The sequence below is a fragment of the Arenimonas sp. SCN 70-307 genome (assembly GCF_001724815.1).
In the GTDB taxonomy this organism is placed as follows: domain Bacteria; phylum Pseudomonadota; class Gammaproteobacteria; order Xanthomonadales; family Xanthomonadaceae; genus Arenimonas.
The window spans coordinates 53,774-72,573 of the sequence record NZ_MEDO01000019.1 but is presented as its reverse complement, the minus strand read 5'-3'; the positions used below and the strand labels follow the sequence as shown (position 1 = coordinate 72,573).

Sequence of the window (18,800 nt, the reverse complement as noted above, 5' to 3'; positions counted from 1 at the left end):
GGGCTCACTCGCTGACCGCGCCGTGCACGGGCTTGATGCTGCCCCAGGACTTGCAGCCCGGGCACTGCCAGTGGTGGGCGCGGGCCCCGAAGCCGCAGCGCTGGCAGCGGTAGCCCGGCGTTCGCACCACCAGCTGTTCGGTGATCTGCTTGAGCGTGCGCAGCGCCCGCGCCGGGTCGGTGCCCTGGTCGCGCAAGCTCAGGTCGATGTAGGCCGCCTCGCCGCGCACCGAGGGGCGCTGGCGCAGCTGGGTCGAGAGGAACTCCAGCGCCGGCGCCTTGCCCTCCTCGCGCTCGATGATGCGGGTGAGCGCCAGCACCGGCGAGACGCCCGGGTAGTGCTCGATCATCTCGAGCAGGAATCCGCGCGCCCGCGCCGACTCGCCGCGGCGCTCGTAGCAGGCCAGCAGCGGGTCGAGGATTTCGGGCAGGAACTCGATGTCATGCCGGGCCACGCGCTCGAAGGCGCGGATGGCCGCGGCGTCGTTGCCGGCGCCCAGCTCCAGGCGCGCTTCGACCAGTCCGGCGCGCACCGAATGGCTGTCGGCGGCGTAGGCCTCGGCCACGTGGCGGCGGGCGGCGTCGACGTCGCCGCCCAGGCGGGCGATTTCGGCCAGCTCGCAGTGGAACTGCGCCACCAGCTTGCCCATCGGCTCGCCGCCGGCGCCCTCAAGCTTGCGGGCGTGCTCGATCGCCTTGGCCCAGTCGCGCTCGGCCTGGTAGATCGAGATCAGGTGGCGCAGCGCCTGCGGCGCCAGCACGCCCATGCGCACCAGGTCGGTGAACAGGGTTTCGGCGCGGTCGAGCAGGCCGGCGCGCATGTAGTCCTCGCCCAGGGCCAGCACGGCGCGGGTCTTCTGTTCGTCGCTCAGGCCCGGGCGCGCCACCAGGTCCTGGTGCAGGCGGATGGCGCGGTCGACCTCGCCCCGGCGACGGAACAGGTGCCCGAGGGCGAACTGGGTCTCCACCGTGTCCTTGTCGACGGCGGCGATCTGCAGGAAGACCTCGATGGCCTTGTCCTGTTGCTCGTTGAGCAGGTAGTTCAGGCCGCGGAAATAGGTGTTCGACAGGCGCGAAACCCGCGCCCCTCCCCGTCGTTCCCCACCGCGCCGCCCGGCCAGCCAGCCGGCGCCGGCGGCCACCGGCAGCAGCAGGAGCAGCCAGGCCAGTTCAGTCATGGTCGTCCTGCGCGGGCGCCGCGGCCGTGGGCGCGGGCGCGCCGCGACGCAGGCGATGGCGCAACGGCCAGACCACGGTGGCGGTGATGACGATGCCGGCGAGCACGGCGCCGAGCAGCACGGCCAGCAGCAGGCTGGTGCCGAGGGAGAGCGATTCGATATGGGCCAGGCCCAGGTCGATGCGCACCGGGTCGCGGTTGAGCGCGCCAAACAGCACGCCAAGGGCGATGAAGAGCAGCGCGAACAGGGCCTTGAGCAGTCGCATGCGCGGTTTTTCCCGGATCCGGTCGCGGGCTAGCTTAGCCCATCGCGGGGCAGGCTCAGGCGGCCGGCGGCACGTTGCGGGCGTTGACCCGGTCGCGCAGTTCCTTGCCGGGCTTGAAATGGGGGACGTACTTTCCGGGCAGGGCCACGGACTCGCCGGTCTTGGGATTGCGGCCCAGGCGCGGCGGGCGGAAATGCAGGGAGAAACTGCCGAAACCGCGGATTTCGATGCGCTCGCCCTCGGTCAGGGCGCCACTCATCATCTCGAGCAGGGTCTTGACCGCCAGGTCCACGTCGTCGGCCTTCAGGTGGGCCTGGCGCCGCGAAAGCACCTCGATCAGTTCGGACTTGGTCATCTCCGGGCGATCCCTCGTTCGGTTCGGGGTAGTGCGTGGCCCGGGGTCGCCGGGCCACGCACGGGTACAGCAGGCTTACTCGCCCTTGTTGAGCTGCTCGCGCAGCAGGGCGCCGAGCTTGGTGGTGCCGGCCGACGCGTCGGAAGCCTTGTTGACCTCCGCCATCGTCTCCTGCAGCTCGGCCTCGTCCTTGGCGCGGATCGAGAGCTGCATGGTGCGGCCCTTGCGGTCCATGCCCATGTACTTGGCCTCGACCTTGTCGCCCACCTTCAGGTACTGGGTGGCGTCCTCGACGCGCTCCTTGGCGATGTCGTTGGCACGGATGTAGCCCTCGACGCCGCCCTCGAGCTCGATGGTCGCACCGCGGGCGTCGACTTCCTTGACCACGCCGTTGACGATCGAACCCTTCTGGGTGCCGGCCATGTACTGGCCCACCGGATCCTGCTCGAGCTGCTTGACGCCCAGCGAGATGCGCTCGCGCTCGGGGTCGACGGCCAGCACGACGGCTTCCAGGTTGTCGCCCTTCTTGAAGTTGCGCACGACGTCCTCGCCCGTGGTGTTCCACGAGATGTCCGACAGGTGCACCAGGCCGTCGATGCCGCCGTCCAGGCCGATGAAGATGCCGAAGTCGGTGATCGACTTGATCTGGCCGGAGACCTTGTCACCCTTCTTGTGCAGGGCCGAGAAGGCCTCCCACGGGTTCGGGGTGCACTGCTTGATGCCCAGCGAGATGCGGCGGCGCTCGCCGTCGACGTCCAGGACCATCACCTCGAGCTCGTCGCCCAGCTGGACGACCTTCGACGGGTTGACGTTCTTGTTGGTCCAGTCCATCTCGGACACGTGCACCAGGCCCTCGACGCCCGGCTCGATCTCGACGAACGCACCGTAATCGGTGACGTTGGAGACCTTGCCGAACAGGCGCGAGCTGGTCGGGTAACGGCGGGCGATGTTGTCCCACGGATCGTCGCCCAGCTGCTTGAGGCCCAGCGAGACGCGGTTGCGCTCGCGGTCGAACTTCAGCACGCGCACGTCGAGCTCGTCGCCGACGTTGACCACCTCGGACGGATGGCGCACGCGCTTCCAGGCCATGTCGGTGATGTGCAGCAGGCCGTCGATGCCGCCCAGGTCCACGAACGCGCCGTAGTCGGTGAGGTTCTTGACCACGCCCTTGACGACCGCGCCTTCCTGCAGGCGGTCGAGCAGCTGCTCGCGCTCGACGCTGTTCTCGGACTCGACCACCGCGCGGCGGGAGACGACGACGTTGTTGCGCTTGCGGTCGAGCTTGATGATCTTGAACTCGAGTTCCTTGCCCTCGAGGTAACCCGGGTCGCGGACCGGGCGCACGTCGACCAGCGAACCCGGCAGGAACGCGCGGACGTCGCGGATGTCGACGGTGAAACCGCCCTTGACCTTGCCGGAGATGCGGCCGGTGACGATCTCGCCGGCTTCCATCGAAGCCTCGAGCTCGTCCCACACCATGGCGCGCTTGGCCTTCTCGCGCGACAGCACGGTCTCGCCGAAGCCGTTCTCGAGGTACTCGAGGGCGACCTTGACGGTCTCGCCGACGGCGACTTCGAGCTCGCCGGCTTCGTTACGGAACTGCTCGATGGGGATGATGCCTTCGGACTTCAGGCCGGCGTTGATCACCACGACGTCGTTGCGGACCTCGACGACGATGCCCGAGACGATGGCGCCCGGCTTGAGCTTGGAGAGGGCGTTCTGGCTCTGCTCGAACAGTTCAGCGAAAGATTCAGTCATTGTTGGATACTCGGTTGGACACACGGGCCGGCGGCTCCGCCGCGACCCACCTGTTGGCGCTGGATGCGCGTTGGTGGACCCCACGCCATCGGGCGCGGGACGTTTGCCTGCTTCGGAAGTCGCGCCCGCGGGTGCGGATGCGCCGGGGCGATCAAGCCTGCCGGGGCTGCCTGAGTTTTTCCGGCAGCACCGACAGCACGCGCTCGATCACCTCGGTGATGGGCGAGCCGGTGGAGTCCAGGATGACCGCGTCGTCCGCGGGTTTCAGGGGCGCCACCGCACGCCCGGCATCGCGCTCGTCGCGAGCGGCGATTTCGTGCAGCAGACTGTCAAGATTAACCGAAACCCCTTTTTCCTTCAACTGCTTATGGCGCCTTTTGGCCCTCTCCTCGGCGCTGGCCGTGAGGAAGACCTTGTAGGGGGCGTCCGGGAAGATCACCGTGCCCATGTCCCGGCCGTCGGCCACCAGGCCCGGGGCCCGCCGGAAGCGGTGCTGCAGATCCACCAGGGCGGCCCGGACCGGCGGGTGGGCGGCGATGGCCGAAGCCGCGGCGCCGGCGGTTTCCATGCGCAGCTGGCGGGTGGCGTCCTTGCCGTTGACGATGATGTGGGGTTCGCCCTCCCCGGCCGTCTCGAAGCGGATTTCGGTCCGGCTGGCGCACTGGGCCACGGCCTCGGGGTCGCTCAGGTCCACGCCCTCCCAGGCGGCGGCCAGGCCGACGGCGCGGTAGATCGCGCCCGAGTCGAGGTAGTGCCAGCCCAGGCGCTCGGCCACGGCCCGGCTGATGGTGCCCTTGCCGGAGCCGGAGGGCCCATCGATGGTCAGAACGGGGATGCGTGGCATGGGGCGATTCTAGCCGAGCCCCGCCGTTTCCTGCAGGCCGAAACCGACCCCGCCGGCCAGCGCCGCGAAGCCCGGGAACGACGTGGCGACGTTGGCGCAGTCGGTGATGCGCACCTCGCCTTCGGCCCGCTGGGCCGCCACGGCCATGGCCATGGCGATGCGGTGGTCGCCGTGGCTGTGCACCTCGCCGCCGTGCAGCCGGCCGCCGCGGATGAGCGCGCCGTCGGGTGCTTCTTCGATGTCGGCGCCCAGCGCACGCAGGGCCGCGGCCATGGTGGCGATGCGGTCGGACTCCTTCACCCGCAGCTCGGCCGCGCCGCTGACCCGGGTTTCACCCTCGGCCAGCGCGGCGGCCACGAACAGGGCCGGGAACTCGTCGATCATGTCCGGCACCAGGGCCTCGGGCACGGAGATGCCGCGCAGGCGGGCGTGGCGGACGCGCAGGTCGGCCACCGGCTCGCCGCCCTGCTCGCCGGCCGGCGTCTCGGTGATGTCGGCGCCCATGGCCCGCAGCGCGGCCAGCAGGCCGGTGCGGCGCGGGTTCATGCCGACCCGGCGCAGCAGCAGGTCCGAACCCGGCACCACCGAGGCCGCGACCAGGAAAAAGGCCGCCGAGGAGAAGTCGGCCGGCACGAGCACGCGGGTGGCGCGCAGCCGGTGCCCGCCCTCGAGGCGGGCGTCGCCCGGGGAAAACCGGATGGGCCAGCCGAACGCGGCCAGCATGCGCTCGGTGTAATCGCGGGTCGGGTGCGGCTCGCGGACGCGGGTCTCGCCGCGGGCGTACAGGCCCGCCAGCAGCACCGCCGATTTAACCTGCGCGCTGGCAACAGGAAGTTCATAATCAATAGCTTGCAGGCCATTACTCGCGTAAATTATAAGTGGCGGCAACCCGCCCTCGCCCGCCTCGATACGGGCGCCCATGCGCCGCAGCGGCTCGATCACCCGGCCCATCGGCCGGCGCGAGAGCGAGGCATCGCCCACCAGGGTGCTGTCGAAGGCCTGGCCCGCCAGCAGGCCGGCCAGCAGCCGCATGCCGGTGCCGGCATTGCCGCAGTCGAGCGGACCATCCGCGCCGCGCAGGCCGTGCAGGCCCACGCCGTGGATGCGCCGCAGGCCGTCGCCCGGCGCCTCGAAGCGAACGCCCAGCCGGCCCAGGATGGCCGCGGTGGCGCGCGTGTCCTCACCCTCGAGGAAACCCTCGACCTCGGAAACGCCCTCCGCCAGCGCCCCCAACATCACCGCCCGGTGCGAAACCGACTTGTCCCCGGGCCCGCAAATCGCGCCCTGCAGCGGGGCGCCGGGGCCGGCCAGCCAGTCCAAGGTCTTGCCGTTCATGCCATTGCCTCGTCGAGCGCCTGCAGCAGGCGCTGGTTGTCCTCCGGCGTGCCCACCGTCAGGCGCAGGCAGTCCGGCAAGCCGTAGCCGGCCATCGGCCGCGGCACCACGCCGCGGGCAACCAGCCCGGCCTCGATCGCGCCGGCGTCGCGCCCGAACGCCACGAGCAGGAAGTTGGCCTGGGACGGCGACACCGCCAGTCCGCGCGCCTTGAGCGCCGCCGACAGCGCCTCGCGCGCTGCCGCGTTGGCCTGGCGTACCCGGGCCAGGTGGGCCGTGTCCGCCAGGGCCGCCACCGCCGCGGCCAGCGCCGGGCCATTGGCGTTGAACGATTCGCGCAGGCGCTCCATCACCGCCACCAGGCCGCGCGCCGCGACCAGGTAGCCCAGTCGGAGGCCGGCCAGGCCGTGGGCCTTGGAGAAGGTGCGCGTCACCACCAGGTTCGGGAAGCGCGGCAGCAGCCCGACCGCACTCTGCAGCGCCGGGTCGGTGGTGTACTCGTGGTAGGCCTCGTCCACGACCACGAGCAGGCGCGGCGGCAGCGCCGCAAGCAGTCCCTCCAGGGCCGCGCGCGGGAACCAGGTACCGGTGGGGTTGTTCGGATTGGCCAGGTAGAGCAGCCGCGTGTCCGGCCCGACCGCCGCCGCCAGCGCGTCGAGGTCGTGGCCCAGGGGCATGGCGTGCCCGGCCGGCAGCGCCGGGGCCTGCACGAACCGGGCGCCGCAGGCCTGGGCCGCCAGGCCGTAAACCGCGAAACCGAAGCGCGAGGCGAGCACCTCGTCGCCGGGCCCGGCAAAAGCCTGGGCCAGCATCATCAGCAGCTCGTGCGAGCCATTGCCCAGCATCAGTTGCTCCGAACCGACACCGAGCGCACCGGCCAGCGCCGACTTGAGCGCACCACCGGATGGATCGGGGTAGCGGTGCACCTGCTCCAGCGCCGCCTGCGCCGCCGCGCGGGCGGCCGGGCTGCAGCCCAGCGCGTTTTCGTTCGAGCCCAGCTCCACCAGGCCCGGGCAGTCGCGGCGCAGCGCCACCAGGTCCAGCCCGGGATCGTAGGGCCGCAGCGTGCGCAGCCCCGGGCGTGCCAGCGCCAGGAATCCGGCCTCGTCCATGCTCAGCCCAGGGCCACGGGATAGGCGCCGAGCACGCGGATGTCGGCGGCGTACTCGCCCAGCTCCGACAGCGCGGCGGCCACCGGGGCGTCGTCGACATGGCCGCCGACGTCGATGAAGAACGCGTACTGCCAGCGGCCGGTGTGGGCCGGCCGCGATTCGATGCGGTTCATGCTCACGCCGTGCCGCGCGAACGGGCTGAGCACGTTGTAGAGCGCGCCCGGCTGGTCGCGCACGTACACCAGCAACGAGGTGCGGTCGTGTCCGCAGGCCGGCAGCAGCTCGCGCCCCAGGACCAGGAACCGGGTGGTGTTGTCGGGACGGTCTTCGATCGGGCCGGCAATGGTGCGCAGGCCGTAGACATGCCCGGCGTTTTCACCGGCGATGGCGGCGGCGTCGTCGGACTGGCGGGCGCGCCGGGCCGCCTCGGCATTGCTCGAGACCGCGAGCTTCTCGGCCTTGGGCAGGTGCTGGCGCAGCCAGGCGCGGGCCTGGGCCAGCGACATGGGGTGCGAATACACCCGCTCGATGTCCTCGATGCGGCCGGTGCGCGACATCAGGTACTGGTGCACCGCCAGCTCGACCTCGCCGCAGATGCGCAGCGGCGAGGTGAGGAACATGTCCAGGGTGGACTGGATGGTGCCCTGCCCCGAGTTCTCGACCGGCACCACCCCGAAGTCGGCATGGCCGGCCTCGACCTCCTGGAACACCTCCTCGATGCTCGCCAGCGGCAGGCCCTTGGCCGAATGCCCGAAGTGCTTGTGCAGCGCCTGCTGCGAAAACGTGCCTTCGGGGCCCAGGTAGCCGACCTTCAGCGGCTCCTGCTGGGCCAGGCAGGCCGACATGATTTCGCGGAACAAGCGCAGCAGGACCTCGTCCGGCAACGGCCCGTCGTTGCGGTCGAGCACGCGCCGGAGCACCTGCGCCTCGCGCTCGGGCCGGTAGTAATCCACGGCGGCCGCCAGCTCGCCCTTGGCCTTGCCGACCTGGCGGGCGAACACGGCCCGCTCGGCGATCAGGGCCTGGATCTGCCGGTCGATGGCGTCGATGCGCTCGCGCACCTGCGCCAGTTCGGGACCCGCCGGCTTCGACTTGCCGCGCGGCGCCATCTCAGCCGTTGCGCCGGGCGAAGTCGGCCATGAAGTCGACCAGGGCCTGCACGCCCGCCTCGGGCATCGCATTGTAGATCGAGGCGCGGATGCCGCCCACGGCGCGGTGGCCCTTCAGGCCCAGCAGGCCGGCCGCGTCGGCTTCCTTGAGGAAGGCCTTCTCGCGCGCCTCGTCGGGCAGGAAGAAAGGCACGTTCATCCACGAACGCGCGGCCGGTTCGACCGGGTTGCGGTAGAAACCGCCCGAGCCGTCGATGGCCGCGTAGAGGTTCGCGGCCTTGCGCCGGTTGCGCTCGCCCATGGCCGCGGCGCCGCCTTCGGCGCGCACCCACTTGAGCACCAGGCCCAGCACGTACCAAGCGAAGGTGGGCGGGGTGTTGAACATCGAGTCGTTCTTCGCCTGGTTCTCGAGCTCGAAGATCGGCGGCAGGGCCCGGCCGTGCTTGCCGAGCAGGTCCTTGCGCACGATGGCGATCGACAGGCCCGAGGGCCCCAGGTTCTTCTGGGCGCCGCCGTAGAGCACGCCGAAGCGCGAGACGTCGACCGGCGCGGAAAGGAAGTTCGAGGACACGTCGGCCACCAGCGGCGCGTCGACCGCGTCGGGGATGTCGTGGAACTCGACGCCGTGGATGGTTTCGTTCGGCGTGTAGTGCAGGAAGGCGGCGCCCGGGGTCAACCGCCAGCCCTCGCGGGCCGGCAGGCCGGTGTAGCCGCCGGCCTTGGCCGTGGCGGCCACGTTCACCTGCAGCGAGGGCTTCATGTTCTCGAGCGCCTTCTCGCCCCAGTGGCCGGTGAGCACGATGTCGGCGGTCTGGTCGGCACGGGCCAGGTTCAGCGCCAGCAGGGCCGAGAGCGTGGTGGCGCCGCCCTGCAGGAACAGCACGTGGTAGTCGGCCGGGATGGCCATCAGCTCGCGCAGGTCGCGCTCGGCCTCGGCGGCGCACTCGATGAAGGCCTTGCCGCGGTGGCTGACCTCCATGACCGACGCGCGCTCGTCGCGCCACTCCAGCAGTTCGTCCCGGACCTGCCGCAGGACGGGCTCGGGCAGCGCGGCCGGGCCGGCGCTGAAGTTGTACGCGCGTGACATCGTTCACCTCGTGGGAATGGTCGGGACGTTAGCACGGGGCCGATTGGCCCCGGAAGTTCATCCGACGATGCCCGCCCCGGCCGAGAGCATTTGCTCGAATTGCTCGGGCGGCAGCGCCCGCGAGAACAGGAAGCCCTGCCCGAACTGGCAGCCGATGGCGCGCAGCATCTCACGCTGGCCCTCGGTTTCGATGCCTTCGGCGGTCAGGGCCAGGCCCAGCTCGCCGGCGAAGCCGTTGATGGTGCGCACGATGGCGCGGTGGCGCGGGTTGGTTTCGATGTCGCGGATGAACACCTGGTCCATCTTGAGCGCATCGAAGGGCGAGGACGCGAACGATTCGAGCGAGGAATAGCCGGTGCCGAAGTCGTCCACCACCAGGCCGACGCCAATCGCCTTGAGCGAAAGCAGGTGCCGCTCGGCCTCGCCGCGGCCGGAGCGGAAGGCCGTTTCGGTGACCTCGAGCCGCAGGCTGTCGGCGGGCAGCTGGTGCCGGTGAAGCAGCGCCAGCACTTCGTCGACCAGGCCGGGCGCCACCATCTGGCGCTCGTCCACGTTGACGTTCATCGACAGCCCCGGCGCCACCTGCCGCCACTGCCCGAGCTGGGCGCAGGCCTCGCCCAGCACCCAGGCGTCGAGCTGGGTGATCAGGCCGCTTTCTTCGGCCAGCGGCAGGAATTCAGCCGGCGCCAGCAGGCCCCGGCGCGGGTGCAGCCAGCGCACCAGCGCTTCGGCGCCGACCAGGCGGCCGCTGGCCAGTTCGATGATGGGCTGGTAGTGCACGCGGAACTCGGCGCGTTCGAAGGCCAGGCGCAGGTCGGTCTCGAGCTGCAGGCGGCTCAGGGCCTGCTGGTGCATGCCTTCGTCGAACACCACGAAACCCGACTTGCCGGCCGACTTGGCCCGGTACATCGCCGTGTCGGCGTCCCGCAGCACCTGTTCGGGCGACTCGTAGTCGGGTCGCCCGAGCACGATGCCCAGGCTGGCCGAGGAAAACACCTGCTGGCCGCCGGCATCGAAAGGCTGCTCGAACAGCGCGATCACCTGGCGCGCGATGGCGGCGGCCCGCGCCTCGTCGCAGGGCCCTTCGGGCAGCAGCGTGAACTCGTCGCCGCCGTAGCGGGCGATCAGCACGTCCTGGAGCAGGCTGTCCTCAAGGCGCCGGGCGATCTGCACCAGCAGGCCGTCGCCGGCGCCGTGGCCGAGGCTGTCGTTGACCCACTTGAAGCCGTCGAGGTCGAGGAAGAGCACGGCATAGGGCTGCCCGCCCGCGCGCCCGGCCGCCAGCATCGCGCCGGCCAGCTTCTGGTTGAACAGCATGCGGTTGGGCAAGCCGGTGAGCGGGTCGTGGGTGGCGTGGAAGCGCAGCCGCGACTCGGCCTCGCGCTGGCGCGTGACGTCGAGCACCGTGCCGGTGAGGTGCTCGACCCCGTCGAGCTCGACCGGCCCGATGCTCACCCGCACGAACACCCGCCGCCCGTCGCGGTGCAGCAGGCAGGTTTCGAAATCCGAGGGCACCGGCCGCCCGGCGGCGCGGTCGCGGTCGCGCTGCTCCGAGGCCGGCACCGCCTCGGGCGCCATGATCTCGCGGTACCCGCGGCCCACCAGTTCGCCCTCGCCCAGGCCCAGCATCTGGGTGAAGGCGGTGTTGGCATAGGTGTAGCGGTCGCCGTCCATGATGAACACGCCGACCTGGCTGTGTTCGACCAGGGTGCGGTAGCGCCGCTCGGCGTCCTCGATGGCGCGCTGGCGGGCGCGCTCCTCGGTGACGTCGCGCAGGGTGCCGGTGGAGGCGATGTCGCCTTCGTACTGCACGGCGTCGGCGCGCACCTCGCACAGGATCACCCGGCCGTCGCGCCGGCGCAGCCGCACCTCGTACACCTGCGGCGCGGGCGAGCCCGCCTCGCGGGCCGCCCGGCGCGCCATCTGCGCCTCGATGTCGGCGGGGTCGACGAGCGACATGTAGTCCATGCCGGTCAGCTCCGGCACCTCGTAGCCGAGGATGCTGGCCAGGGCCTGGTTGGCGAACGCGACCTTGCCGCGCTGGATGAGGAAGACGCCGTCGCGGCTGTTTTCCACCAGCACCTGGTAGAGCGTGCGCGATTGCCGCAGCGCCTCCTCGGCCTCGACCTGGGCGGTGATGTCGACCAGCGAGCCTTCGTAGAACAGCACCTTGCCCTGCTCGTCGAAGATGCCGCGGGCATTCTCGCTGACCCAGATGATCCCGCCGTCGCGCCGGCGCACGCGGGCGCGGACGCGCTCGAGCCGCTCGCCGGCCTGCAGGCGGGTATGGAAATGGGTGGCCGACTCCGGGTCGACGTAAAGGCTCGATGCTTCGCGGGCCACTTCCTGCAGCAGCTGCGCGGGCGAGTCGTAGCCCAGGATGCGCGCCATCGCCGGGTTCACGTCCAGGAAACCGCCGCCCGGCAAGCTGCGGTAGATGCCCTCGGAGGCGGCGAGGTAGAGCGCGCGGTAGAAGCCCGGCGGCGCCGACGGCGCCGTTTCCCCGGGCGCGGCCGGTTCGGTGGCCAGGTGCAGCAGGCAGAACACCACCGTTTCGCCGTCGGCGTCGGTGGCGAATTCGACATTCAGGTGCCCCGGCAGGATGCGGCCGTCGGCGTGGCGCAGGTGCATCGGCAGCGCCACCGCGCGATGGTCGCCGCGCAGCAGGCTCCAGATCTGCGAGCGGAAGGCCGGGTCGGGCCACAGCCCGATCTCCACCGGCAAGCGGCCTGTCACCTGGTCGCGACGGTAGCCGGTGCTACGCTCGAACGCAGGGTTGACGCCGAGGAAGACCCCGTCGCTGGCACGCATCACCGCGACCACGCTGGTGGACGATTGGAACGCATCGACCAGGCGCATCCGATCCCCCGCTGGCCCCCACTGGAGGCAGTATGCCACCCCCTCCGGTCCTGCGCGGCGTGAAGGAGAACCGAACATGAGTCGCTACCGCTATCCCCGTCCCCCGGCTTCGGAGATCACCCCGGAAGGCGTCTATCGCCGTCGCCGCGAACTGATGGGCCTGGGCCTGGCCAGTCCCCTGCTGGCCCTGGCCGGCTGCGCCGGCGCCGAGGACGCGCCCACCGCGGCGGCTCCGGCACCGGCGCCCACCGACACCCCCGATGGCTTTCGCACCCGCGAGACGCTGACCACCGAGCGCGACGCCACCACCTACAACAACTTCTACGAGTTCGGCACCGGCAAGGCCGACCCGGCCCAGAACGCGCACACACTCAGGCCCAGCCCCTGGATGGTCGTGGTGGGCGGCGAGGCCGAGGTCACCGGCGTATTCCCGCTCGAGGACTTCCTGCGCCCGCACGCGGTGCAGGAGCGCATCTACCGACTGCGCTGCGTCGAGGGCTGGTCGATGGTGCTGCCCTGGGAAGGCGTGCCGCTGGGCGAGGTGCTGGCGCGCTTCCGCCCGACCTCGAAAGCGAAGTACGTGGCGTTCACCACGCTCGCCGAGCGCGACCAGATGCCCGGCCTGCGCTGGCCGGTGCTGGACTGGCCCTACCGCGAGGGCCTGCGCATGGACGAGGCCATGCACCCGCTCTCGCTGCTGGCCACCGGCCTTTTCGGCAAGCCGCTCCCGAACCAGAACGGCGCGCCGCTGCGACTGGTGGTGCCATGGAAGTACGGCTTCAAGAGCATCAAGTCGATCGTGCGCATCGAGTTCACCGAGCGCATGCCGCCCACCAGCTGGAACCAGTCCCAGCCCAGTGAATACGGCTTCTACTCGAACGTGAACCCGGCCGTGGACCACCCGCGCTGGAGCCAGGCCAGCGAGCGCCGCATCGCCGGCGACGGCAACCGCGTGTTCGCCAACCGCATCCCCACCCTGCCCTTCAACGGCTACGCCGAGCACGTCGCGCCGCTCTACACCGGCATGGACCTGCGCAAGTGGTTCTAGGCGGCATTGACTGGCGTTGGGTCGGGCTCAAGGCCGGCGCCCACGCGCTGGCCCTGTGGCCGCTGGCCATTCTGGTGCTGGGCATCGCCAACGACACGCTCGGCGCCGACCCGGTGGCGCGCATCACCCACGACACCGGCACCTGGGCGCTGCGCCTGCTGCTGCTCGGGCTGGCGCTGACGCCGCTGCGCCGGTTCAGCGGCCAGGCCTGGCCGATCCGCTTCCGCCGGCTGGTCGGCTTGTACGCCTTCTTTTATGCCTGCCTGCACCTGGCCACCTGGCTGGTGCTGGACCTGGGCGGCTACTGGACCCAGGTGTTCGACGACCTCGCCAAACGGCCCTACATCACCTTGGGATTCAGCGCCTGGCTGCTGCTGGTCCCGCTGGCGCTGACCTCCACCCGGGGCTGGATGCGGCGACTGGGTCGACGCTGGGGCCAGCTGCACAAGCTGGTCTACGCCGCCGCCGTGCTGGCGGTGCTGCATTACCTGTGGCTGGTGAAGGCCGACCTGCGCGAGCCGCTGGTCTACGCGGCGATCCTGGCCTTGCTGCTGGGCCTGCGCTGGCGCTGGCGGCGCGGGGCCGCCCCGGCTCAGGGCGCGTAGACGAGCAACGCCGTCAGCGCCGCGCCCAGCACCATCGCGGCGGCGATCAGCCACCACAGCGCACCCGGATCGCGGGTGGCGGGCGCCGGCTCGGGAGCGTCCGGCGCCGGGACCGGGTCCTTGGCGACCGCCACGTTCACGGCCTTCATGGTCTGGGTGTGCGGGTTGGCCGCCGACTTGCCCAGGCTGGACTGGCCGCGCGGCGGCAGGCCCGGGGCCTCGAGCACGAAACGATGCTGCTCGATGACCAGCTGGTCGCCCGGCGCCAGCATGGCATCGCGCACCGGTACGCCGTTGACCAGGGTCGTTTCGCCCCCGTTCGCCATCGCACGGAGCACGACGCGGTCGCCGTGGAGTTCGACCACGGCGTGGCGCTCGGCCACGGCCGGGTCGTCCAGGCGCACGTCGGCGGCCGGCGAGCGGCCGAACACGCGCGGCTCGGTCAGGGTGTAGCTGCGCCCGAAGTGGGCGCCGCTGAGCCCGCGCAGCACCACCCGCGCGGCGGCCACGCGCTGGGCCTCGCCCAGGGGGGCGGGCGCGCTGGCGGGAATCTGGCGATCGATCGCCGGCTGGTCGTCGGCGCGCACCACCACGCGCAAGGCGTCCAGGCAGACCAGGTCGCCGGCGCGCAGCTGGGCCAGGCGCTGCACGGGCCGGGCGTTGAGGTGCACGGCCGGCGCGCCGTTGGGCACGCGCAGCCACAGGCCGCGACGGTCGCTGAGGAAGCTGGCGTGGTGCGGGGCCAGCCCGCTGCCCGGCAGGCTCACGCGCAGGCCGGCGCGGCTGCCGACGGCAACCTCGCCCTGCAGTGGCACGTTGGGGTGTTCGCCATTCGGGAACGTCAGTTGCATCCGGCCTCCTCCGACCGCGAATCTAGCATGGCCCGGTCCCCGGCCATGCTTGGTGGATACGGCTTGTCCGCGCAGAATAGGCCGCCAAGGAGGAACCCATGTCCCACATCGACATCCGTCGCAAGCACGGCCGCCCGGTCAAGGAGGCCAAGGCCGCCATCGAGCGCGTGGCCGAACACCTGGCCGAGAAGTTCGACGTCGAGTACGGCTGGGACGGCGACACGATGCAGTTCTCGCGCGGCGGCGTGGACGGCCACATCGCCGTTGGCGCCAAGGAGGTCCGCGTCACCGCGACCCTGGGCTTCCTGTTGTTCGCCATCAAGGGCCCGATCGAGCGCGAGATCCACCAGTACCTCGACCGCGAGTTCGGCCCGGCGTAATCCCGAACGGGTCCGGGTGGCCCGCGAACAGTCGCCGCGATGCCTCGCGCTCGCGGTGGCCGATGGCTTCGAGGAAATCGCCGGCGCCGCCGAGCGCATCGAAGGCCGCGAAGCCGCGCTCGAGGAATCCCTGCAGCTCGCTCAGCCCGGCCGCCCGCGCCGGCAGGCGCGAGGCGCGCAGCAGCTTGTACACGCCGTGCTTCTTCACCGCCGCGTCCAGGGTCCAGCCCACACCCAGGATCATCTCGATCTGCCGACGGCGCAGGCGCGGGCAGCCGGTGGCCCGGTAGGCCTCGCCGTAGTCGGCCAGGCTGATCGGATCGTCCGGCCGCGGCCGCCGCGCCAGCGCCTCGGCCATGCGCAGGTCGAAGGCGTGGCTGAGCACGGCCAGGCCGATCGCGTCGGCCGCCGCGGCCACCAGCGAATCGGGCAGCAGGCGCGCCATCAGCGGCATGATCCGGGCCACGTCGCGGTCGCGGCCGGAGAAGTCGCGCTCGCCGTACAGGTCGGTGAGGAAGAATTCGGCCGCCGGGCGCATGCGCGGGTCGGCCAGGAAGTCGGTGAAGCTGCCGGCCAGGCGCGCCGCCTGCCACGACTGCAGCGCCCGAAGCTGCGGCAGCCGGTTGCGCGGCTCGCGGCGCGGGTCGTTGATGGCCTGCTGCCAGGCCAGCCGGTGCCCGATGCGCTGGCGCAGGACCTGGCTCATGCCGTTAGGGCGGGGTTGGACGGACGCGTGCAGGGGTTCACAGCGGGGCGGGCTCGGCAGCGGCTACAATCGGCCGGTCATCTCGGGAGTCCTCCATAGCATGCTGGTTCTGCAACCCGCCCGGAAGCGCCAACCGCCCAGCCAGGGCCGCATCGGGCTGGCCATCGCCGGCGGCGGGCCGATCGGCGGCATGTACGAGCTCGGCGCCCTGCGCGCGCTCGACGTGGCCATCGAGGGCCTGGACCTGACCCGGCTGGAGGTCTACGTGGGCGTGAGCTCGGGCGCCTTCCTCGCCGCGGGCCTGGCCAATCGCCTCGACACCGCCGAGATGTGCCGCATCTTCATCACCGGCGACAGCGACCAGGTGAAGTTCCAGCCGCAGATGTTCCTGCGCCCGGCCTTCATGGAATACCTGCGCCGCGCCGCGGCGGTGCCGCGCCTGGCCTTCGACTGGTGGAAGGACCTGCTCACCGACCCGACCGGCTCGCACCTGAGCGAGCTGGTCGGCCGCTTCGGCGGCGCCATCCCCACCGGCCTGTTCGACAACCGCGGCATCGAGCGCTTCCTGCGCGAGGTGTTCACCATCCGCGGCCGCAGCAACGACTTCCGCGAGCTGGCCGCCAAGCTCTACGTGGTGGCGGTGGACCTCGACAGCGGCGAAGCGGTGCGCTTCGGCAGCCCCGGCTGGGACGACGTGAGCATCTCGCGCGCCGTCCAGGCCAGCTCCGCCCTGCCCGGCCTGTACCCGCCGGTGGACATCCGCGGCCACCACTTCGTCGACGGCGCCCTGCGCCGCACCATGCATGCTTCGGTGGTGCTCGACCACGGCATCGACCTGATGCTGGGCGTGAACCCCTTCGTGCCCTTCAACGCCAAGACCGCCGGCCGCCCGCCCGACGGCATGGACAAGCTCAGCGAGGGCGGCCTGCCGGTGGTGCTCTCCCAGACCTTCCGCACCCTGCTGCAGTCGCGCATGCGCGTGGGCCTGGAGAAATACGCCGAGCGCTACCCCGACGTCGACCAGGTCGTGTTCGAGCCCAACGAGGACGACGGCGAGATGTTCTTCACCAACGTCTTCAGCTACTCCTCGCGCCAGCGCGTCACCGAGCACGCCTTCCGCTCCACGCTCAACGACCTGCGCCGCCGCCGCGACGAACTGGCCCCGGTGCTGGCCCGCCACGGCCTGTCGCTGCGCCAGTCGGTGCTCGACAACCCGGCCGCCTCGATCATGGACGGCCTGGGCCTGGCGGCGAAGCCCACCGAAACCACCGCCCGCCTGCGCCGCGCCCTCGACGACGTTGACATGCTGGTGCGCGCGCGCCGCCCCAACCGCCGCCGGACCGGCACCAGCCGCCGCCGCTGAGTCGCGGCCTTGGTGTGAAAACTCTAGACAATCGGCCGAAATTGGCCGAAACCGGCGGCAAGCCGGACCGCATTCCCAGGGAGTCAAGCACCATGGCCAAGCTCAAGAAGAACGTCCGCTCCAAGTCCGCCGGCGCCAAGCGCGCCACCGGCAAGTCCGCCACCCCCGCCGCCGAGCTGCAGGCCCGCGCCGAGCAGGTGTCGCGCTCGATCGTCGGTTCCGCCCAGCAGATCTGGATGGCCGGCATGGGCGCCTTCCACCGCGCCCAGGGCGAAGGCTCGAAGCTGTTCGAGGCCCTGGTGAAGGAAGGCATGAGCATCGAGCAGAGCACCCGCAAGCTCGCCACCGGCAAGGTCGATGCGGTGCGCGACGCCGTCGAGGACCGCGTCGGCGTGGTGCGCGAGCGCGCCGTCGACACCTGGGACCGCCTCGAGAACGTGTTCGAGACCCGCGTGCAGCGCGCCCTCAACCGCCTGGGCGTGCCCGGCCGCGAGGACCTGGCCGAGCTCACCCAGCGCGTAAACGAACTCAACGCCGAGCTGCGCAAGCTCTCCAAGCCGGCCGGCCGCGCCAGCGCCAAGGCCAAGCCCGCCGCGAAGAAGCCGGCCGCGAAGGCCGCGTCCAGGCCCAAGGCCGCCAAGGCCAAGCCGGCCGCCGCCAAGCCCACCCGCAAGCGCGCACTGCCCAAGGCCCCCAAGCCGGTCGCGCCGCAGCAGGCCGGCTGACCTTTCCGTCCGCCAGCCAAGCAGGACCCGCTCGCTCCCTCCCCTTGCGGTTTCTGGCTGGCGGACGGTTTTGATGCACCACGAAGCCCGGCGAAAGCCGGGCTTCGTGCGTCTGGTCCCCGGTCCCGGGCCGCCGGGTTTCCGCGTTATCCTCTGGCACCTGCCAGACCGCCCCCGGAGTCCATTGATGTTCGGCCTCAGCCCGCTCGTCGCCGCCATCGGCGCCACCCTCGTCGCACTCGCGGCCAGCACCTGGTGGTTCGGCGTGCATCGCCGCCGTCGCGCCGAGACCCGCGCCGGCGTGCAGGCCCTGGCCGGCATGAAGTGGCGCGAGTGCGCCGGCCTGGTGCTGCAGGCGATGGAGGAGAAGGGCTACAAGGAATTGCCCTCCAGCCGCCAGCCGGGCGACGGTGGCGCCGAGTTCCTGCTGGCCAAGGGCGACGAGCGCTGCCTGCTGGGATACAAGCACGGCACGGCCTACCGCCTGGGCGAGGCCAACGTGCGCGACTTCGCCAACGGCGTGCAGCTGCAGGGCGCGACCACCGGCATGCTGGTGACCCTGGGCAGCGCCGAAGGTTTCGCCCGCGACCTCGCCCGGCGCTACGGCGTCGACCTCACCGATGGCGACAGCCTGTGGCCGCAGGTAGAGCCTTTCGCGCCGCCGCAGATGGTAGTGGCCATCCGCGAGCAGGCCGCCGAGGAGATCCGCAAGGGCCAGCGCGTGGGCGTCGCCGCCAGCCTGTTGCTGGGCCTGCTGGTGTTCGGCGGCGCGACCCTGATGCAGCCGGCCGCGCCGCTGCCACCGGCCCCGGTGCTGGCCCCGGCGGCCAGCCCGGCCACGCCGGCCGGCGAGGACGCCCCGGCTCCCGCCGAAACCGCCCCGCGCTTCGCGGACGAGGCTTCGCGCCAGGCCGACGAGGCCCTGCGGGAACTGCGCGAGGTGGCGGCGCTCACCGAGCAGGAACGCATTGAGCGGCGCCTGGCCGCGGCCAGTGCCGTGGGCTCGCTCGAGCAGGTCGACAATGCGGCCTGGTCGACCCAGTCGACCCTCGTCATCCGCATGCACCGCGCCGACGGCATCGATACCGGCCTGGTCAACGAGGCCTGCGCCATCCTCGTGCAGTACGAGGAGCTGCGCTATTCGCGCCTGCAGCTCGAGCCGCCGTCCGACAGCACCGCCCCGGTGCGCTGGCGGCAGTGCCAGTAAGGCACCGCCGCCCC

Annotated in this window: 18 protein-coding genes; 6 read left to right on the top strand and 12 right to left on the bottom strand. The window is 71.5% G+C overall.

What is annotated here, in order from left to right:
- Positions 1–4: 4 nt before the first annotated feature.
- From lapB to ABS41_RS10900, 10 genes are all read right to left on the bottom strand, one after another.
- A complete protein-coding gene (gene lapB, locus ABS41_RS10945) occupies positions 5–1,177 on the bottom strand; it encodes a lipopolysaccharide assembly protein LapB (RefSeq protein ID WP_290594407.1) in 1,173 nt (390 codons plus the stop codon).
- Positions 1,170–1,442, bottom strand: a complete 273-nt coding sequence (locus tag ABS41_RS10940) for a lipopolysaccharide assembly protein LapA domain-containing protein (RefSeq protein ID WP_290594405.1) — start codon at positions 1,440–1,442, stop codon at positions 1,170–1,172. The genes lapB and ABS41_RS10940 overlap by 8 nt, the downstream gene beginning before the upstream one ends.
- A 55-nt stretch (positions 1,443–1,497) precedes the next feature.
- Positions 1,498–1,797 (bottom strand): integration host factor subunit beta, encoded by a 300-nt coding sequence (locus tag ABS41_RS10935; protein WP_290594404.1) that lies wholly within the window; start codon positions 1,795–1,797, stop codon positions 1,498–1,500.
- 75 nt (positions 1,798–1,872) lie between these two features.
- On the bottom strand, positions 1,873–3,555 hold the full coding sequence (gene rpsA, locus ABS41_RS10930; RefSeq protein ID WP_290594402.1) for a 30S ribosomal protein S1: 1,683 nt from the start codon (positions 3,553–3,555) through the stop codon (positions 1,873–1,875).
- A gap of 151 nt (positions 3,556–3,706) precedes the next feature.
- Complete coding sequence (gene cmk, locus ABS41_RS10925) at positions 3,707–4,399, bottom strand: (d)CMP kinase (RefSeq protein WP_290594401.1); 693 nt, start codon at positions 4,397–4,399, stop codon at positions 3,707–3,709.
- A gap of 9 nt (positions 4,400–4,408) precedes the next feature.
- A complete protein-coding gene (gene aroA, locus ABS41_RS10920; protein ID WP_290594400.1) occupies positions 4,409–5,734 on the bottom strand; it encodes a 3-phosphoshikimate 1-carboxyvinyltransferase in 1,326 nt (441 codons plus the stop codon).
- Entirely contained in the window at positions 5,731–6,846 is a 1,116-nt protein-coding gene (gene hisC / locus ABS41_RS10915; RefSeq protein ID WP_290594399.1) for a histidinol-phosphate transaminase, read from the bottom strand. Before hisC ends, aroA begins: the two co-directional genes overlap by 4 nt.
- Positions 6,847–6,848: 2 nt before the next feature.
- Positions 6,849–7,955: a prephenate dehydratase gene (gene pheA / locus ABS41_RS10910; protein ID WP_290594397.1), complete on the bottom strand. Its 1,107-nt coding sequence runs from the start codon at positions 7,953–7,955 to the stop codon at positions 6,849–6,851.
- Position 7,956: 1 nt separating this feature from the next.
- A complete protein-coding gene (gene serC / locus ABS41_RS10905) occupies positions 7,957–9,042 on the bottom strand; it encodes a 3-phosphoserine/phosphohydroxythreonine transaminase (protein WP_290594395.1) in 1,086 nt (361 codons plus the stop codon).
- Positions 9,043–9,099: 57 nt separating this feature from the next.
- The gene (locus ABS41_RS10900) at positions 9,100–11,901 is read right to left on the bottom strand and encodes an EAL domain-containing protein (protein ID WP_290594394.1); all 2,802 of its coding nucleotides are present in this window, start codon (positions 11,899–11,901) and stop codon (positions 9,100–9,102) included.
- Between the two features lie 76 nt (positions 11,902–11,977).
- On the opposite strand from ABS41_RS10900, the gene msrP reads away from it, so the two are divergent.
- Both msrP and ABS41_RS10890 read left to right on the top strand, forming a co-directional pair.
- Complete coding sequence (gene msrP / locus ABS41_RS10895; protein WP_290594392.1) at positions 11,978–12,949, top strand: protein-methionine-sulfoxide reductase catalytic subunit MsrP; 972 nt, start codon at positions 11,978–11,980, stop codon at positions 12,947–12,949.
- 47 nt (positions 12,950–12,996) lie between these two features.
- On the top strand, positions 12,997–13,554 hold the full coding sequence (locus tag ABS41_RS10890) for a protein-methionine-sulfoxide reductase heme-binding subunit MsrQ (RefSeq protein WP_290594455.1): 558 nt from the start codon (positions 12,997–12,999) through the stop codon (positions 13,552–13,554).
- Here the strand turns inward: ABS41_RS10890 and ABS41_RS10885 are convergent.
- Positions 13,542–14,405 (bottom strand): FHA domain-containing protein, encoded by an 864-nt coding sequence (locus ABS41_RS10885; RefSeq protein WP_290594391.1) that lies wholly within the window; start codon positions 14,403–14,405, stop codon positions 13,542–13,544. The two genes, ABS41_RS10890 and ABS41_RS10885, sit on opposite strands and share 13 nt — an antisense overlap.
- Positions 14,406–14,503: 98 nt before the next feature.
- Between ABS41_RS10885 and ABS41_RS10880 the strand changes: the two genes are divergently transcribed.
- Positions 14,504–14,785, top strand: a complete 282-nt coding sequence (locus ABS41_RS10880) for a polyhydroxyalkanoic acid system family protein (protein ID WP_290594389.1) — start codon at positions 14,504–14,506, stop codon at positions 14,783–14,785.
- Here ABS41_RS10880 and ABS41_RS10875 read toward each other — a convergent pair.
- The gene (locus ABS41_RS10875; protein WP_290594387.1) at positions 14,724–15,491 is read right to left on the bottom strand and encodes a hypothetical protein; all 768 of its coding nucleotides are present in this window, start codon (positions 15,489–15,491) and stop codon (positions 14,724–14,726) included. The two genes, ABS41_RS10880 and ABS41_RS10875, sit on opposite strands and share 62 nt — an antisense overlap.
- Before the next feature lie 100 nt (positions 15,492–15,591).
- Between ABS41_RS10875 and ABS41_RS10870 the strand changes: the two genes are divergently transcribed.
- From ABS41_RS10870 to ABS41_RS10860, 3 genes are all read left to right on the top strand, one after another.
- Entirely contained in the window at positions 15,592–16,854 is a 1,263-nt protein-coding gene (locus ABS41_RS10870; RefSeq protein ID WP_290594386.1) for a patatin-like phospholipase family protein, read from the top strand.
- A 92-nt stretch (positions 16,855–16,946) separates the two neighbouring features.
- Complete coding sequence (locus ABS41_RS10865; RefSeq protein WP_290594384.1) at positions 16,947–17,579, top strand: phasin family protein; 633 nt, start codon at positions 16,947–16,949, stop codon at positions 17,577–17,579.
- Positions 17,580–17,766: 187 nt separating this feature from the next.
- Positions 17,767–18,786, top strand: coding sequence for a restriction endonuclease (locus ABS41_RS10860; RefSeq protein WP_290594382.1), 1,020 nt, complete (start codon positions 17,767–17,769; stop codon positions 18,784–18,786).
- The last annotated feature ends 14 nt before the right edge of the window (positions 18,787–18,800 follow it).

Coding starts and splice junctions, on each gene's coding strand:
- aroA (WP_290594400.1), bottom strand. CDS start 5,734: ATGAACGGCAAGACCTTGGACTGGCTGGCCGGCCCCGGCGCCCCGCTG.
- lapB (WP_290594407.1), bottom strand. CDS start 1,177: ATGACTGAACTGGCCTGGCTGCTCCTGCTGCTGCCGGTGGCCGCCGGC.
- ABS41_RS10860 (WP_290594382.1), top strand. CDS start 17,767: ATGTTCGGCCTCAGCCCGCTCGTCGCCGCCATCGGCGCCACCCTCGTC.
- ABS41_RS10880 (WP_290594389.1), top strand. CDS start 14,504: ATGTCCCACATCGACATCCGTCGCAAGCACGGCCGCCCGGTCAAGGAG.
- rpsA (WP_290594402.1), bottom strand. CDS start 3,555: ATGACTGAATCTTTCGCTGAACTGTTCGAGCAGAGCCAGAACGCCCTC.
- hisC (WP_290594399.1), bottom strand. CDS start 6,846: ATGGACGAGGCCGGATTCCTGGCGCTGGCACGCCCGGGGCTGCGCACG.
- ABS41_RS10900 (WP_290594394.1), bottom strand. CDS start 11,901: ATGCGCCTGGTCGATGCGTTCCAATCGTCCACCAGCGTGGTCGCGGTG.
- cmk (WP_290594401.1), bottom strand. CDS start 4,399: ATGCCACGCATCCCCGTTCTGACCATCGATGGGCCCTCCGGCTCCGGC.
- serC (WP_290594395.1), bottom strand. CDS start 9,042: ATGTCACGCGCGTACAACTTCAGCGCCGGCCCGGCCGCGCTGCCCGAG.
- pheA (WP_290594397.1), bottom strand. CDS start 7,955: ATGGCGCCGCGCGGCAAGTCGAAGCCGGCGGGTCCCGAACTGGCGCAG.
- ABS41_RS10870 (WP_290594386.1), top strand. CDS start 15,592: ATGCTGGTTCTGCAACCCGCCCGGAAGCGCCAACCGCCCAGCCAGGGC.
- ABS41_RS10940 (WP_290594405.1), bottom strand. CDS start 1,442: ATGCGACTGCTCAAGGCCCTGTTCGCGCTGCTCTTCATCGCCCTTGGC.
- msrP (WP_290594392.1), top strand. CDS start 11,978: ATGAGTCGCTACCGCTATCCCCGTCCCCCGGCTTCGGAGATCACCCCG.
- ABS41_RS10935 (WP_290594404.1), bottom strand. CDS start 1,797: ATGACCAAGTCCGAACTGATCGAGGTGCTTTCGCGGCGCCAGGCCCAC.
- ABS41_RS10875 (WP_290594387.1), bottom strand. CDS start 15,491: ATGAGCCAGGTCCTGCGCCAGCGCATCGGGCACCGGCTGGCCTGGCAG.
- ABS41_RS10865 (WP_290594384.1), top strand. CDS start 16,947: ATGGCCAAGCTCAAGAAGAACGTCCGCTCCAAGTCCGCCGGCGCCAAG.
- ABS41_RS10885 (WP_290594391.1), bottom strand. CDS start 14,405: ATGCAACTGACGTTCCCGAATGGCGAACACCCCAACGTGCCACTGCAG.